The following is a 14,783-nucleotide window of genomic DNA, read 5'->3' on the forward strand; positions in this document are numbered from 1 at the left end:
TTTTTCCCCCTTAAAAGTATCAACTATGTTTCTGTCTCTCTCATGAAAACACGAACATTTTCTGAAAATAACATTATTTTGTTCGCTTTCGGAGCAGATTTAATAGTCACTGAACAGATTATACAATCATGTGATAGGAAAATCCACTATTTTAATAACAATTGGTCAATTAATTTATCCATTAAACAATGTAAGCGCTCTATATTGGATTTTTTTACTATTTCGCGTTACATCAATGTTATATAACCTACACATACTTTACAGCAAAACTGTTTTAATGCACTAAAAAGGTACAGTAGAACCTTTATTATCGATATACCTGACAAGACACCTCTATTTGTCTTCCTTATATATAAAGTATCTTTTCCGAGTCAAATATGCCGTTTGTCACATTACTGAAGCCCGTATTACTTATTGATGCCGCATAGTATGGAAGTCCCAAAATATCCGTTCCGCTTCATGCCCTTCAGACAGTTTACGTGATTTGTCCCGTGACAGCAACATATTTCTTATCCATTGTCTTTTTCAATTCCACTCTCTGGAATACTGTAAATAAAAAGGGAATATATTAGGTTGTCTTCTTCTTATCGGTCACACTTTTATTCAAAATAAGACAGCTGGATGCCCGGCTGTCATTTATATTAAGACTGGGTTTGTACAGCGTAGCTAAAAGAACCCGGGGAACCATCTTTATTGGAAATACGTATTGTCCAGTCTCCCGCCTGCTGATTAATCCATGTATATTGAATCTTCTTCTGCTTGTCCGGCTTTATCGTATCTATGCTGCATTCCGTGCCTGCAGGATCGACCAATTGATAGGTAAAAGAAGAACGACCTGTATTCTCCATGTTGATAACAAGGGTCTGGGTTGCAGCTGTCTGATTCGCTTGAAGTGTAAACCCATTTCTGGACTGTCCATTAAATGAAACTGTTTCTTTATCTATAATTGGTACTATAACTTCTGGTGTTGAATGATCTACACGCTTTTGTATTTGCTTATGTATACGTTCATCTTCGGCTTGAGTGTGTTCACTCCTCGTTTGAAGAACCGGCGTTACTGCCGATGTCATCGGCTTGGGCGGTGTAACCGTATTATCGGTCATGCTATTAGTCAGGCTTAGGATCAAGATCAGTATCCCTGTAAAAGCGCAGATCCAAAGCCATAAGTGTCCTCTTCTCTTCATTAGACTATCTCCTTTGAACTGTAGCTATACATTTTACTTTGTTCACTCACTTGTACATCTTGTGGAGAGATAAGGAATGGAGCATTTATGGATAGCCAGTCACTAAATATCCCGAGTCCTAAATAGACATAAATAAAAGGCTATCCATATATCCAGTGAATAGATAAATAGATAGCCTTTTATAATACGCAACCTAAATTACGCGTTGATTTTTTCTTTTGCTACAGTAGCCAGGGAGTTGAACGCAGTTACATCGTTAACTGCCAGGTCTGCCAGCATCTTACGGTTGATGTTAACACCAGCCAGTTTCAGGCCGTGCATCATTTTGTTGTAAGACAGTCCGTTCAGACGAGCTGCTGCATTGATACGTACGATCCACAGTCTGCGGAAGTTACGTTTTGTTTGACGACGGTCACGGTAAGCATAAAGCAGGGATTTATTAACCTGTTCTTTTGCTGTTTTGAAAATACGGTGTTTGGAACCGAAGTAACCTTTTGCCAGTTTCAGATATTTCTTGTGTTTACGACGTGTGACGAATCCGCCTTTAACTCGTGCCATATTGATAACCCTCCCGGAAAATTAAATTATTTAAGATTAGCTAAGCCTTGTTTCAAACGTTTAACGTCCCCAGCAGCCATCAGTGGGCTAGTTCCCAGTACACGTTTTTGACGCTTGGATTTGTGAGAAAGCAAGTGGTTTTTGAAAGCTTTGTGACGTTTCACTTTACCAGTTCCTGTAACTTTGAAGCGTCCTTTTAAACTGCTATGAGTTTTCATTTTAGGCATTTGAATATCCCCCTTAGTTATTTTTCGGCGCCAAGATCATAATCATGCTGCGGCCTTCCAGTTTGGGCTGGCGCTCTACAGTACAGATATCTGCAACTTCATCTCTTACGCGTTCCAAGACTCTTTGTCCAATATTTGCATGTGCAATCTCGCGACCGCGGAAGCGGACCGAGCATTTCACCTTGTCGCCATTATTCAAGAATTTGTTTACATTACGGAGTTTGGTTTGGTAATCATGTTCCTCCGTATTTGCATGGAAGCGCACTTCTTTCAGTTCAACAATCTTCTGATTTTTGCGTGCTTCTTTTTCTTTCTTCTGCTGTTCGTAGCGGAATTTGCCGTAGTCCATAATCCGACATACCGGAGGCTTCGCTTGCGGAGCAACGTTAACCAGATCCAGATTCAGATCGATTGCCATTTGCAATGCTTCGCGAGTCGGCGTAATTCCGATTTGTTCACCGTCAGCACCTACCAGACGTACTTCTTTTGTCCGGATTTCGTCATTGATCATATGTTCTTTACTAATAACCTTCCACCTCCAAGATATAATAGATACTACTATTACAAAATAAAAAGGGATGCAGGTCTCATCACCCGCATCCCTTGATCAGTATACATTCATGACAAATAATTGTCGATAAATTACAGACCAATGAACCAGCCGATAAAAGATCGGTCAGGTGAGAAGACAAGCTTCTGCTTTTCATTAACGTTCTCAATAACACACTTGAACATTGTAGCACGTAGTCTTAGACAAGTCAACAGCCTGCATAAAATAATTATGCAGGCTGTCCATGACTGTCTATATAATGATCTCCGACTTACAGAGAACTTTGTTTACCTTGTACTTCATCCAATCGTACCACACGTGTATGTTCTGTATGGCTCCACTGTTTGTTGTTCTGTGTGAAGAACGCGTAGAAGGTAATCGGCCACCAGGACAATCCGTAGATTGGGAACAGCAGCAGGTACATATACACTTTCCACGATTTCACTTTTTCCAGAACCATCGCCAGGATAAAAGTAACTACATTGGCGAAGATGGCTACAACAGCGACCCACATCGGCATGTAATTGTATACCGAAGCAATATGAGGTCCACCCAGAATAGCTGTATCGATCCATACGGCAGCTGTCATCAGGAATGTAATCAACACGATGTAGACGTTAACGCTGTACAGCGCCAGGTCGAACTTGATGATATTGAATTCCTTGATACTTTTCCACAACAGCGGGAAGAAATAACGACGTGCTACGGTAAAGTGACCCTGCATCCAGCGCAGACGCTGACGGGAAGAAGCTTTGAATGTTAGTGGCTTCTCGTCGAATACTTTGGCATCGTAGCTGAATTTTGGATAGATGCCTTTTTCGGCACAACGCATAGTGAACTCCAGATCTTCTACCAGACTGGTTGCGCCCCAGCCGATTTCCTTGAGCAGTTCATTTTCAAAACACATACCTGTACCACCAAGGAAGTTCGCCATATTCAGATTATGACGGGACAGCTGCCACAGACGGTTGATGTACCAGTACGATACACCGTAAGCTGCAGTGATCCAGGAATCTTCCGGGTTTTTGGTATCGATGTAACCCTGGATAACACGTGCACCTTCACACATGTCGTTGTTCATTTCTTTCAGGAAGTTCGAAGCAGCCAGGTTATCCGCGTCGAACATCACGATACCGTCGTACTGGCGAGGCATGCTCCACAATTCGTTCAGCATCCACTCGATCGCATACCCTTTACCACGCTGGTTAGGGTTCGTACGTACACAAGCATTCATACCATGACTTCTTACGATATCTGCTGTACCGTCTGTACAGTTATCACAGATAACGAATACATCGTACAGTTCTTCCGGATAATCCATTTCTTTCAGATTCTCCATCAGTGCGCCAATAACTTTCTCCTCGTTATGTGCAGCTACCAGAATCGCAAATGACTTTTTCGGAGCATGCTCCGGTCTTTTTTTGCGTTTGATAATCCCGAATAAAGAAAAACCAAACTGGTAGACAGCGATCAGTGCCAGCAAAATCTGCAGCACTATAAATGTTGTATCCAAGATATTACCCATGAGAATATGTGACCCCCTTCATATGAAACCCCTTCAAACCGTGACGACTGTGTTCTCTTTGTGTCTAACATTTCATTTTTTGAATATCTGTTTTGTAAATGACTCAAATTTCATAATTCCAGGTAATTGATGTAAGCCTCATGAAACTTTTGCATGCAGACATAAAGATTTTGCACACTTTTTGTCCATTTGTCAAAGGTACCAAATGCAGTATGCTGTGAAAAACTCTATAATTATGACGACAAACACGACGAAAAGGTTCCAAGGCGAGGTCTATCAGCGTTTTATGGTATAATATCTTGGTTTTGCTCGCTTTTCATGTCTTTAGCCTTAATTTTATAGTGGAATTTGGGAAATGGAACCAGGCAACATGTTGCCTGACATTCTATAAACCGATTAATTTCGGTTGAATCATGGGCAACAGATCACTCCATAATACGCCTCAAGCCAAAATGAATGAGCCAGCCAATTAGAGGGTAAGAATAATAATGACAGATTATGTGTGATTTAACGCTGGGTTAACGTTATAATGCTTGAAATGGTTAAAGAATAAAAATATGATTAATCTAAGCCGACAACGGCAATATATACGGGGGTCTCTCATGCGTCAGTTCCTTATTCGTTTACAAACCATGGAGCAGTATATTTTCAGATGGTTTAACACCAGGCTTCATAATCGGTTTCTCAACATTTTCTTTTATTATCTGACGAATCTGGGCGGAGCCACTTTTACGATTATCGCTACACTGGCCATATGGCTGCTGGCACCTTCCCCATGGGATCAGGCCGGCTTGCATGCTGCTGTTGCACTAGCTATCAGTCATATTCCGGTAGCTATCGTCAAAAAACTATATCCACGTATCCGTCCGTATCTCGCCATACCGGAGACCATTACCTTCCGTAACCCATTGACGGATCACTCTTTTCCGTCAGGGCATACGACAGCGGTCTTCTCGGTAACCGTTCCATTCATGCTGGCAGATGTGCACACCATCCCGTTTCTGCTGCCACTGGCACTAATTGTAGCGGTGTCCCGTATGTATCTGGGACTTCATTATCCGTCGGATGTACTCGTTGGGGCATTGATCGGATCGGCGGTTGCTTTTGGTACAGTTGCATTATGGCCTTAAAGCAGTTATTGTAACAGTATGGTAACATTGTTACAGTTATATTACAGACATGCTGAATTGCTGCCTGTACGACCTTACTTAATTAATTGAGAATACCTTGCAGAAAAGGTGAAATGAACGTGTCAAAATACAGAGTGCTGCTCTTGTCGGAAGGTTTTGGTTCAGGACATACACAAGCTGCTTACGCGCTGTCCAGCAGCCTGCGTAAAATCTCACCGAATATACAAACCAGAGTGCTGGAGCTCGGCAGTTTCCTCAATCCCAAAGTAGCGCCGCTCATTATCACCGCCTATAAAAAAACGGTTGTCTCGCAGCCGAAGCTTGTACGCATGATGTATCGCAGCCAATATAAAAAATCGATTAATCGTCTGGCTACACTGGCGCTGCATCGGATTTTTTATACTCATACCCAGAATGTCATTCGGCAGCTGCGGCCAGATATTATCGTATGTACACATCCGATTCCGGGTGCGGTTATTTCCCGGCTGAAACGCCTGGGTATGCCGATTCCGCTATGCATGGTTATTACAGACTATGATGCACATGGAACATGGATTATTCCCGAAGTAGATCGCTATCTGGTCTCTACAGATGGAGTACGTTCCAAACTCATGATGCGCGGAATCCCTTTCTCCAAGATCAAGGTTACCGGCATCCCTGTCCATCCGAACTTCTGGGAACATCCCAGCAAGGCAGAGATCCGGATGCGATTCGGCCTCAAAGATATGCCTACCGTCATGATTATGAGCGGCGGCTGGGGAATGATGAGCGACGATGCCGTCAATGCCTATCTGACCAGCTTCGCAGACAAAGTACAATTTATTTTCTGCTTCGGCAGCAACGATAAAGCTTACCAGCGAGCACAGCAGGATCTGAACTTCAGCCATGAGAATATTCATCTCGTCCGTTATACCAAAGAGATTGATAAGTTGATGGAAGTCTCTGATCTGCTCGTAACCAAACCAGGCGGAATGACATGTACGGAAGGATTAGCCAAGGCAATCCCTATGCTCTTTTACAATCCGCTACCTGGTCAGGAAGAACAGAATTCGCGCTACTTTACAGAACAAGGCTGGGGTGAACCGATTACTTCGATTCATGTCGTTACCCAGTGGATGGAACTGCTGATCAATGATTATGATGCTGTCGTCATGCAGCGCCAGCTCAAGCTGGAGCAAATCGACCGCTATAATCCTACTGAATGTGCACGCAGTATTATGGATATGGTGGAACACAATAAGGTCTTAACCTGACGTCAGGTTAAGACCTTATTGTGTTTTTTCCTATTTAAATAGAACAATAAATCAATATTTATCGAGGCGCATCTGCTGGTATTCGTTCAATGCATCCTGTCCTACAATCACTTCGCAGCGGTGGATGCGCATCCCTTTACCCATAAACTTGGCTTCGTATTCTGTCATGACATGCTCTTCATTAATGCCGTCACGGTGCAGATTCAGGCTGATATTGGTCATCTGCAGACCATAGTCGGCAAATGAATTAATCGAGAACTCAAACAATGTCTCCGAATCCGTCTTGAAATGAATCTGTCCACGGGAATTCAGCAGACGACAGTATTTCTCCAAAAAGCGCGGGTGCGTCAAACGACGGCGTCCATGCTTTTTTTTCGGCCAAGGATCACTGAAATTCAGATAGACCCGTTCAATCTCGCCTGGTGTAAAAATATCTTCGATATTCTCGATATTCGCTAGTGCCAGCTGAATACTGGTTGGATCGCCCAGTTCTGCTTCATTCCAGGCAATACGAGTCTTCTCTGCAGCGCGGCGCACCAATTCATCATACATATCAAAGCCGATATAGTTAACCTGTTGATTCTTCACGCTCATCTGGCTGACGAAGCGTCCTTTACCCATTCCGAATTCCACATGGATCGGATAATCATTGTTAAAACGCTCACGCCATTTTCCTTTATAAGCTTCAGGGTTCAATACGACCAGATCCTGCTGCTGCTCCAGATCCTCGCGAATCCCTTTTCTACCTCTTAAACGCATCTTCGTCCTCCGATTTGAATAATTCTCATCTTTATTTCGTACGGAATTATTTTGACGAAGAAAACGGGAAATGTAAAGAGTTATCTGCCAAAAAGTGCACAAAGGAAAGAAGGATTTCCCTATCCTGCGAACAGCATAAGGAAATCCTTCTCTCTATATTTGGAATTGGGGTCCAACAAATTTAAGCATTCATAGTCTACCCATTTTCTGCCGGAAAATCAAATCCATTTTCCCCGGTAGCCACGATGCAGTTAAGAAATTAAGCTAGGTGCACCTATTATTAACCATTTTGCAGCAATATGACACGCAGGTCATTTATTTTTTCATTTTGGGATCTGTATAAGCAGTTGTCCCGTCTGATCAGGGAATATCCGTCACACAGCTATGGGCAGAATCACTGCATTCCACGTCTATTTTTACTATAGTAAAAGGACTGTTTTTCTACCCGGCGGTGATTTATTTTTGTTACAATAGAAACTGTTGATTGGCGGAATAATCAGAATATGGATATACCATGAAGGAGCTTGCAGTATGGTTACTATAGAACAGACAGAGTCCCCGGTTCTGTGGGGGGATAAACGATTCCATACGTGGAACACCGAGATGCGGGAGCAGTTTGGAACCAAGGTATTCAAAGTGATGCTGGATGCCGGTTTCACCTGTCCCAACCGTGATGGTACCATTGCCAAAGGCGGTTGTACCTTTTGCAGTGCACGGGGTTCCGGCGACTTTGCCGGCAGACGCCGTGATGATCTGGTCACCCAGTTCAATACGATCCGTGATCGGCAGCACCAGAAGTGGCCAAATGCCCAGTATATTGGCTATTTCCAGGCTTATACCAATACCTATGCACCTGTAGAAGAATTGCGTGAATATTATGAAGTCATTCTGGAGCAGCCGGGCGTTGTCGGTCTTGCAATCGCTACACGTCCTGACTGTCTGCCGGATGATGTGGTTGATTATCTCGCAGAGTTGAATGAACGAACCTATCTATGGGTGGAAATGGGCCTACAGACGATTCATGAATCCACCTCTATTCTTATCAATCGCGCTCATGACACCCACTCTTACGAAGAAGCCGTAGCCAAACTACGGGCGCGCGGTATTCGGGTATGTGCCCATATTATCTATGGACTGCCGCAGGAATCCCACGAGATGATGCTGGATACCGGACGGGCTGTAGCTAATATGGATGTGCAGGGCATCAAGATTCATCTGCTGCACCTGATGCGCAAGACACCGATGGTCAAGCAATACGAAGCAGGCTTGCTGCGATTCCTGGATCAGGATGAATATATTAAACTGATCGTTGATACATTGGAATTCCTGCCGCCGGATATGATCGTTCACCGGCTGACTGGCGATGCACCGCGCGATCTACTGATCGGCCCAATGTGGAGTCTGAATAAATGGGAAGTTCTGAATTCGATCGATCGGGAGCTCAGACAGCGTGATACCTGGCAGGGCAAGTACTGGAGGGGACGTTAAATGGGATTTCTGTCTGTACTCAGCTTTGCCCACAAACTAGTTGCCGAGCGTCTGGGCAGTACGGCAGGCAGCCAGGCGATAGCTGTTGATGCTACAGCCGGCACCGGTGCCGATACACTGATGCTGGCTCAGGCGGCTGGTGCGAGTGGCCTTGTATACAGCTTTGATATTCAGCAGCAGGCGCTGGATCGTACCCAGGAACGACTCGGCAGGTATGAGCATCCTGGCAGGCTCGCCCGGACCGAACTGATCCTAGGCAGTCACGACCGGATGGCGAATCATATCCCAGCAGAGCTTCACGGACGGCTGCAGGCTGTCATGTTCAATCTTGGTTATCTTCCGGCAGGAGATATTTCAGTTATTACCCGTCCGGAATCGACACTGCCTGCGCTCACCACATCTCTGGAGCTACTAGCTGTAAAGGGCATCCTGACAATTGTACTGTATCCGGGGCATCCCGGCGGATCTGAAGAAGCCGAAGCTGTACAGGAATGGGCCTCTTCCCTTCCTACTGCTACGGCGCAGTGCATTATATATCGCCAGCTGCAGCGCAGTGATGCGCCATATTTGATTGCTATTGAAAAGAAACAGGCTTGATCGCATAATCGATCCGAACCGGATGCAGATGCAGCACTGCCTGGAGCAGGCTAGACTTCTGATCCAAATAAGGGATGATCCTGTCATTATTTTAAATGAAATTGAGGAGATGAAAATATTATGGCAGTACGCAAATTGGAACATGTAGGCATTATGGTGACTTCTATCGAAAAATCTATCGCTTTTTACGAACAGGTTATCGGGCTTCAGCATCTGGAGACAAACGGTCATGTAGATGATGCGATTCGACTGGCATTTCTCGCTTTTCGGGGTCATACCGATACCGAAGTGGAATTGGTACAGGGGTATACCGGTGCATTGACCGAAGAAGGCCGTGTGCATCATATTGCTTTTACCGTAGACGATATTGAAGAAGAATATGCACGGATTCAGAGACTTCAATTGTCCAATCTGGATCAGACAATTACGACACTTCCGAATGGCAGTCGCTACTTCTTTTTCAGCGGTCCCGATGGAGAGCGTCTGGAATTTTTCCAGTCTGCACGTTAAGATGGATACAGCCCCGGCCTTACATCTGATGTTGTCTGTGGATAGGACAACGATACATACGGGGTGGATGTTAACTATATAACCATGTGGAGGAGAGAGATTAATGACGAAGCCATACCCACTGCAATTTCAACCGGAATTCAAAGAACGTGTATGGGGCGGTAGAGCACTGGAACAGTTCGGATGGGATATTCCGGAGGGAGCGATTGGCGAAGGCTGGATGATCGCGGATCATCCGAATGGGACAACATCGGTTATCGGTGGCGAGCTGGACGGTAAAAGTCTGGATCAGCTGCGTGAGACATTGGGGCGCGACTGGTTCGGTACACGGGGTGTATCCGAGACCAACGGCCGTTTCCCTCTGCTGATCAAACTGCTGGATTGCAATGACGATCTATCTGTGCAGGTGCATCCGACCGATGATTATGAAGGTCTGCCGCAAGGTGAACTGGGCAAAACGGAAATGTGGTATGTACTGGATGCCAAACCGGGTGCCAAAATCATTTATGGTCTCAAAGATGGCGTCACCCGCGAATCCCTGGCTGAAGCGATTCGTAATAATCAGATTATGGACGAGCTGCAGGAGGTTCCGGTCGAAGCTGGTGATACTTTTTACATTCCGGCAGGTACGGTACATGCACTGTGCGCCGGTGTACTGGTAGCCGAGATTCAGCAGAACTCCGATACCACCTATCGTCTATACGATTATGATCGCCCCGGACTGGATGGCAAGCCGCGTGAACTGCACATCGAAGATTCTCTTAACGTGATCGCTTACGAAGGCGCAGGCGCTACGACTATGAAAACAGACGGTCTGTCTGAAGGGCAGTGGCTGACACTGGCTGCCTCTCCTTACTTTATTGTAGAAAAAGGCATCGTCGACGGTTCATGGAGCCTGTCCACTCTGCCGGAGAGCTTCACCATCCTCGTCGTTGCCAATGGCGAAGGTTCCATTACGTGGAAAGATGGCAGCGCACCACTCAAAGGCGGACAATGCTTCCTGCTGCCTGCCAATCTGGGTGAATACACGCTGGATGGCAGCTGCACAGTGATCCGTTCCTATCTGCCTTAATACCAAGAGGAACAAACTTATAATGGATTGAATAGATTAACCTGTACCGGTGTGATAATTCCTCCGGTACAGGTTATATTTATGATTGGAAAGGAGATGACACTCATGAAGGAACGTACATTTCGCATGACGGATGAAGAAGGCATTCAGGTGCATATCTATGAATGGCTGCCGGATCAGGAGAATATACATGGAGTTGTACAAATATCACATGGTATGGCCGAGACTGCCCGCCGATATCATCGTCTGGCTCAATCTCTCACTGCACAGGGATATGCCGTCTATGCCAATGATCACCGTGGGCATGGGCTGACTGCCGCTACACCGGATGACCTTGGTGATCCCGGGGAGAATGGGTTTTACTGGATGGAAGAAGACCTGGTGCTGTTATCCCGCTGGATTCATGAGCACTATGCTGCCCTACCGCTCTATATTCTCGGGCACAGTATGGGTTCCTTTATTGTGCAAAAGTTGATGTATGATCATCCGGATCTATACGATGGATTTATCCTCTCCGGCACCAACGGTCCGCGTGGACTGCTCCAGGCTGGTGAACGTCTGGCACAGCTGCAGCGGCGTCTGCGTGGACCGATGCATCGCAGTCTGCTGCTCAATGCACTTGTATTCGGCCCGTTCAACCGCGGGCTGCCCAGACCGCGCGCGACCCGGTTTGATTGGCTCTCCCGCGATCCTGAGGAAGTGGCACTGTTCGTCAATGATCCTTATTGTGCGCGGCTTGCCAGTGTGAGGTTTTATGTACACTTTTTCCAGCTGCTGATCGAGATTCATCGACCGGATTGTATGCGGCGAATTCCAAAAGACAAGCCTGTCTATCTATTCAGCGGAGATCGTGATCCGGTAGGTGCCTATGGCAAAGGAGTACGCAAGTTGTATGAACAGTATCAGAGATTGCAGCTGCAGGATATCGAGATCAAGTTGTATCCCGATGCACGGCACGAGACACTTAATGATACGAACCGTGAAGAAGTTACTGCAGATATTCTGGACTGGCTTCAGCGTCATTGTCCTGTACCCAAATAGCCATCAGACCGTTATCGTCCCGGTCTGATGGCTATTTGATAGGATCGATTGATTTCTCAGGAGGATACATGCCGCGAAGTACGCAGCAAATTCAATCCCAGCAGAACAAAAATCCCTCCGGTTACCCGGTTCAGATAACGTGATGCGCGGCTGGATTGCAGCCGGCCGGACATTTTGCTGGAAAACAGCACCAGCAGTATGCACCATATCAAGCCTGTTGTACTGAATGTTAATCCCAGCAGCAGGAATGGAATCGGACCCATATGCTGCGCAGGACTGACAAACTGCGGGATAAAAGCCAGATAGAACAGCGCTACCTTGGGGTTCAGCACATTGGTCAGCATGCCTTGCAGATAGATTTTACGCAGAGGTCGCTGCTCTACATGCTTAAGTGCTTCTCCTTCTTCCTGACGTGCCATCAGAGCCCGAATCCCCATCCAGATCAGATATCCGGCGCCAATCCATTTGACCAGATTAAAAGCAAGTGCCGACTGCATCAGGATCAGTGATAATCCCAGTCCAGCCAGCAGTGTATGTACCAGTGAGCCGCTGATAATGCCATAGACAGACATAAGTCCTGCCTGCTTGCCCTGGAACATACTGCGGCTCAAAATGTAAATCGTATCACTGCCGGGTGTGATATTCAGCAGAATACTAGATAATATAAACAACCAGTAGTGTTCAATCCCCCACATCTCTATCTCCCCCTTTCAACCAGTATCTATGCCTGTTCGTCCGGTTCCTCTGGAGACGGTGCATTCAGATAAGGTAGCAACTCGCCATGCTTGCCATAATTATGTGGTGCCAGATCCTCAAAAAAGATAAAGATCTTCTCTTTCTCTACTTCAAATACATCCGAAACCAGCTCCGACATCTTCTGTACCAGTTCACGCTTTTGTTCGACAGTTTTGCCTTCAAGCACTTTGACAGTAATAAACGGCATCGCTTTTCACCCTTTCCAGAATAGTTGTCTGATTAATGAATTAGAATACCATGTATATATCCCGGAAAACAACCTTTTCCCGGCAGACTCCGGAATATATACTGATCATCCAGTGTGCGCTAGCATCGCATTACATTTGCAGCTTTTTCTCATAACAAAGACTGCTCTCATCCTCTACATAAATGCCAAACCGCTCGATCTGTTCATAGCCGTGACGCTGGTAAAAAGCAATAGCTTCGGGCTGGGCAGCCCCCGTCTCCAAGCGGATAATCCGATAATTCTCCTGCCATGCCTGTTCTTCCAGTGCCTGCAGCAGCCTGCTGGCTATTCCCTGACGGCGATGTGAAGTACGGACGTAAAATCGCTTCAGCTCGGTACTCTGTTCATCCAGTGCACGAATGGCTCCGCAGCCTACAGGCTTGCCCTCCGCATCATAGGCGATCATAAAGGTAGCCGGGTCAGCCGGACTTAATCCATAGATCGACTCCGCCGGATAGCATTCCATCAGATAAGTATCAAGTTCCTTGATCAATAGATGCAGATCGGTGTGATCAGCTTGTACCGGCAAGATGGTAATCATACAGGCTCCTCCTTAATTATAGTACGTAAATGATGATGCTTATCCTTATCAAGCCAGTTCGTAATGATGAACGACCGGAAATGGATCATAGTAGTGATGCAGCAGCTTTTTCCATTCCTGATAAGGCTCCGAGCCGCGGAATCCCTCAGTGTGGTCTTCCAGCGTCTCCCAGCGGACAAGCAGTATGTATTGATTGTCGATCTCCAGACAGCGCTGCAGTTCATGGGACAGATACCCTTTCATCCCGGCAATAATACGGCTGGCTTGGCGAAAACTGTCTTCAAATGCATCGGTATGCCCTGCCTTGACGTTCAGTATGGCAACTTCCAGAATCATGATGTATCCTCCTCCATAATAAAATAATGAATCCTCACTTGATCAATGCTGTTACCAAATAGCAGCAAACCCAAGATGCTTGTACCATATATTGACGAATAAAAAGAGCAGCGTCAATCTCCGATTCTTGTCCATATCATTATTCGAATATATCCGATGTAGATAATGACATGCCAAAAAGCCTGCATTCCCGCTGGCTAGACCCTTGTTACACAAGAGCAGATCAGCAGAAATGCAGGCTTTGATCACGTTACATTTTACTTATTATAGATGGCTGAATAAGGGATCAATCCCGACTTGCCAGCTTGCTGAGCAGTCTCAGAATCTCCACGTACATCCAGATTACCGTTACCATCAGTCCGAATGCTCCATACCACTCCATGTATTTCGGCAGTCCTGCCTGAGCCGATTCTTCGATCGTCCGGAAATCGAGCAGCAGATTGGCAGCTGCCACGATAACTACAAATACACTGATTCCGATGCCAAGCCAGCCGGTATCATGAATATAAGGCACACTCATTCCAAAAAAGCTCAGCACAAAATTAATCAGATACACAAAAGCAATAGCCAGCGTACAGAGCATAATACCCATAGCCAGTCCGGGAGTCACACGTACGATGCGTGTTGCATACAGCAGCAGCATAAAGAACAGGATACCGACTGTAATCAGAACGGCATTGAGCGCAATACCGGGATAGACCATCTCGACCATCGCTGACAGACCACCCAGCGCCAGTCCGTTGACAATCACATACAGTGGCGCTGTGACCGGAGCAATTTTCGGGAAAAATGTAGTAGGCAGTGCAATCACCAGACTGCCGATCATGCCGACGATCATGTAAGTACGGATGTCTTCACCCTTGTTAAATAAGTACCATGTGTACGCAGCGGATAGTATGAGCAGTATAGTCAGTACGAGTGCTTTACCTGCCGCGCCGGCAATGGTCATAGACTCTCTCTGATCATAGTCTCTTTCTTCCGAGAATGCCCTGCTGTTAAATACAGGATTTTTCAAAGCCATGAAATCATC

General features: G+C 45.9%; 18 protein-coding genes. 7 read left to right on the plus strand and 11 right to left on the minus strand.

Annotated elements, in window-relative coordinates; all coding sequences use genetic code 11:
- Positions 1–641 precede the first annotated feature (641 nt).
- From H065_RS0102255 to H065_RS0102275, 5 genes are all read right to left on the minus strand, one after another.
- The gene (locus tag H065_RS0102255) at positions 642–1,184 is read right to left on the minus strand and encodes a hypothetical protein (protein WP_017811383.1); all 543 of its coding nucleotides are present in this window, start codon (positions 1,182–1,184) and stop codon (positions 642–644) included.
- A gap of 198 nt (positions 1,185–1,382) precedes the next feature.
- Positions 1,383–1,742: a 50S ribosomal protein L20 gene (rplT, locus tag H065_RS0102260; RefSeq protein WP_017811384.1), complete on the minus strand. Its 360-nt coding sequence runs from the start codon at positions 1,740–1,742 to the stop codon at positions 1,383–1,385.
- A 26-nt stretch (positions 1,743–1,768) separates the two neighbouring features.
- Positions 1,769–1,969 (minus strand): 50S ribosomal protein L35, encoded by a 201-nt coding sequence (gene rpmI, locus H065_RS0102265; RefSeq protein ID WP_017811385.1) that lies wholly within the window; start codon positions 1,967–1,969, stop codon positions 1,769–1,771.
- A gap of 13 nt (positions 1,970–1,982) precedes the next feature.
- Entirely contained in the window at positions 1,983–2,480 is a 498-nt protein-coding gene (gene infC, locus H065_RS0102270; protein WP_017811386.1) for a translation initiation factor IF-3, read from the minus strand.
- 310 nt (positions 2,481–2,790) lie between these two features.
- On the minus strand, positions 2,791–4,035 hold the full coding sequence (locus H065_RS0102275; protein WP_026135994.1) for a glycosyltransferase family 2 protein: 1,245 nt from the start codon (positions 4,033–4,035) through the stop codon (positions 2,791–2,793).
- A gap of 611 nt (positions 4,036–4,646) precedes the next feature.
- On the opposite strand from H065_RS0102275, the gene H065_RS0102280 reads away from it, so the two are divergent.
- Together H065_RS0102280 and H065_RS0102285 are read left to right on the plus strand one after the other, a co-directional pair.
- The gene (locus H065_RS0102280; RefSeq protein WP_017811388.1) at positions 4,647–5,174 is read left to right on the plus strand and encodes a phosphatase PAP2 family protein; all 528 of its coding nucleotides are present in this window, start codon (positions 4,647–4,649) and stop codon (positions 5,172–5,174) included.
- A gap of 119 nt (positions 5,175–5,293) precedes the next feature.
- Positions 5,294–6,427: an MGDG synthase family glycosyltransferase gene (locus H065_RS0102285; protein WP_017811389.1), complete on the plus strand. Its 1,134-nt coding sequence runs from the start codon at positions 5,294–5,296 to the stop codon at positions 6,425–6,427.
- Positions 6,428–6,478: 51 nt separating this feature from the next.
- Here H065_RS0102285 and trmB read toward each other — a convergent pair whose 3' ends face one another.
- Positions 6,479–7,186, minus strand: a complete 708-nt coding sequence (gene trmB / locus H065_RS0102290) for a tRNA (guanosine(46)-N7)-methyltransferase TrmB (RefSeq protein ID WP_017811390.1) — start codon at positions 7,184–7,186, stop codon at positions 6,479–6,481.
- Between the two features lie 531 nt (positions 7,187–7,717).
- On the opposite strand from trmB, the gene mnmL reads away from it, so the two are divergent.
- From mnmL to H065_RS0102315, 5 genes are all read left to right on the plus strand, one after another.
- Positions 7,718–8,674 (plus strand): tRNA modification radical SAM protein MnmL/YtqA, encoded by a 957-nt coding sequence (gene mnmL, locus H065_RS0102295; RefSeq protein ID WP_017811391.1) that lies wholly within the window; start codon positions 7,718–7,720, stop codon positions 8,672–8,674.
- Positions 8,675–9,271, plus strand: a complete 597-nt coding sequence (gene mnmM, locus H065_RS0102300; protein WP_017811392.1) for a tRNA 5-(aminomethyl)-2-thiouridylate-methyltransferase MnmM — start codon at positions 8,675–8,677, stop codon at positions 9,269–9,271. It begins immediately after the preceding gene.
- A gap of 120 nt (positions 9,272–9,391) precedes the next feature.
- Entirely contained in the window at positions 9,392–9,781 is a 390-nt protein-coding gene (locus H065_RS0102305) for a VOC family protein (RefSeq protein WP_017811393.1), read from the plus strand.
- Positions 9,782–9,884: 103 nt separating this feature from the next.
- Complete coding sequence (locus H065_RS0102310) at positions 9,885–10,853, plus strand: type I phosphomannose isomerase catalytic subunit (protein WP_017811394.1); 969 nt, start codon at positions 9,885–9,887, stop codon at positions 10,851–10,853.
- Positions 10,854–10,958: 105 nt separating this feature from the next.
- Positions 10,959–11,894: an alpha/beta fold hydrolase gene (locus H065_RS0102315; RefSeq protein WP_017811395.1), complete on the plus strand. Its 936-nt coding sequence runs from the start codon at positions 10,959–10,961 to the stop codon at positions 11,892–11,894.
- 56 nt (positions 11,895–11,950) lie between these two features.
- Here H065_RS0102315 and H065_RS0102320 read toward each other — a convergent pair whose 3' ends face one another.
- The 5 genes from H065_RS0102320 to H065_RS0102340 all read right to left on the minus strand — a co-directional run bounded on the left by H065_RS0102320 (position 11,951) and on the right by H065_RS0102340 (position 14,774).
- The gene (locus H065_RS0102320; RefSeq protein ID WP_017811396.1) at positions 11,951–12,589 is read right to left on the minus strand and encodes a LysE family translocator; all 639 of its coding nucleotides are present in this window, start codon (positions 12,587–12,589) and stop codon (positions 11,951–11,953) included.
- Between the two features lie 26 nt (positions 12,590–12,615).
- On the minus strand, positions 12,616–12,837 hold the full coding sequence (locus H065_RS0102325; protein WP_017811397.1) for a tautomerase family protein: 222 nt from the start codon (positions 12,835–12,837) through the stop codon (positions 12,616–12,618).
- 130 nt (positions 12,838–12,967) lie between these two features.
- Positions 12,968–13,417: a GNAT family N-acetyltransferase gene (locus H065_RS0102330; RefSeq protein ID WP_017811398.1), complete on the minus strand. Its 450-nt coding sequence runs from the start codon at positions 13,415–13,417 to the stop codon at positions 12,968–12,970.
- A gap of 48 nt (positions 13,418–13,465) precedes the next feature.
- A complete protein-coding gene (locus tag H065_RS0102335; RefSeq protein ID WP_017811399.1) occupies positions 13,466–13,753 on the minus strand; it encodes an antibiotic biosynthesis monooxygenase family protein in 288 nt (95 codons plus the stop codon).
- Positions 13,754–14,039: 286 nt separating this feature from the next.
- Positions 14,040–14,774 (minus strand): Bax inhibitor-1/YccA family protein, encoded by a 735-nt coding sequence (locus H065_RS0102340; protein WP_017811400.1) that lies wholly within the window; start codon positions 14,772–14,774, stop codon positions 14,040–14,042.
- Positions 14,775–14,783: the final 9 nt, after the last annotated feature.

Source organism: Paenibacillus shenyangensis (genome assembly GCF_000346635.1).
In the GTDB taxonomy this organism is placed as follows: domain Bacteria; phylum Bacillota; class Bacilli; order Paenibacillales; family Paenibacillaceae; genus Saccharibacillus; species Saccharibacillus dauci.

What these genes read in the sequence shown, in the direction of transcription:
- rpmI (WP_017811385.1), bottom strand. Translation starts at nt 1,969, where the DNA reads ATGCCTAAAATGAAAACTCATAGCAGTTTAAAAGGACGCTTCAAAGTT.
- rplT (WP_017811384.1), bottom strand. Translation starts at nt 1,742, where the DNA reads ATGGCACGAGTTAAAGGCGGATTCGTCACACGTCGTAAACACAAGAAA.
- H065_RS0102325 (WP_017811397.1), bottom strand. Translation starts at nt 12,837, where the DNA reads ATGCCGTTTATTACTGTCAAAGTGCTTGAAGGCAAAACTGTCGAACAA.
- H065_RS0102305 (WP_017811393.1), top strand. Translation starts at nt 9,392, where the DNA reads ATGGCAGTACGCAAATTGGAACATGTAGGCATTATGGTGACTTCTATC.
- mnmL (WP_017811391.1), top strand. Translation starts at nt 7,718, where the DNA reads ATGGTTACTATAGAACAGACAGAGTCCCCGGTTCTGTGGGGGGATAAA.
- H065_RS0102315 (WP_017811395.1), top strand. Translation starts at nt 10,959, where the DNA reads ATGAAGGAACGTACATTTCGCATGACGGATGAAGAAGGCATTCAGGTG.
- H065_RS0102320 (WP_017811396.1), bottom strand. Translation starts at nt 12,589, where the DNA reads ATGTGGGGGATTGAACACTACTGGTTGTTTATATTATCTAGTATTCTG.
- H065_RS0102340 (WP_017811400.1), bottom strand. Translation starts at nt 14,774, where the DNA reads ATGGCTTTGAAAAATCCTGTATTTAACAGCAGGGCATTCTCGGAAGAA.
- H065_RS0102310 (WP_017811394.1), top strand. Translation starts at nt 9,885, where the DNA reads ATGACGAAGCCATACCCACTGCAATTTCAACCGGAATTCAAAGAACGT.
- H065_RS0102255 (WP_017811383.1), bottom strand. Translation starts at nt 1,184, where the DNA reads ATGAAGAGAAGAGGACACTTATGGCTTTGGATCTGCGCTTTTACAGGG.
- H065_RS0102335 (WP_017811399.1), bottom strand. Translation starts at nt 13,753, where the DNA reads ATGATTCTGGAAGTTGCCATACTGAACGTCAAGGCAGGGCATACCGAT.
- trmB (WP_017811390.1), bottom strand. Translation starts at nt 7,186, where the DNA reads ATGCGTTTAAGAGGTAGAAAAGGGATTCGCGAGGATCTGGAGCAGCAG.
- mnmM (WP_017811392.1), top strand. Translation starts at nt 8,675, where the DNA reads ATGGGATTTCTGTCTGTACTCAGCTTTGCCCACAAACTAGTTGCCGAG.
- H065_RS0102330 (WP_017811398.1), bottom strand. Translation starts at nt 13,417, where the DNA reads ATGATTACCATCTTGCCGGTACAAGCTGATCACACCGATCTGCATCTA.
- H065_RS0102280 (WP_017811388.1), top strand. Translation starts at nt 4,647, where the DNA reads ATGCGTCAGTTCCTTATTCGTTTACAAACCATGGAGCAGTATATTTTC.
- infC (WP_017811386.1), bottom strand. Translation starts at nt 2,480, where the DNA reads ATGATCAATGACGAAATCCGGACAAAAGAAGTACGTCTGGTAGGTGCT.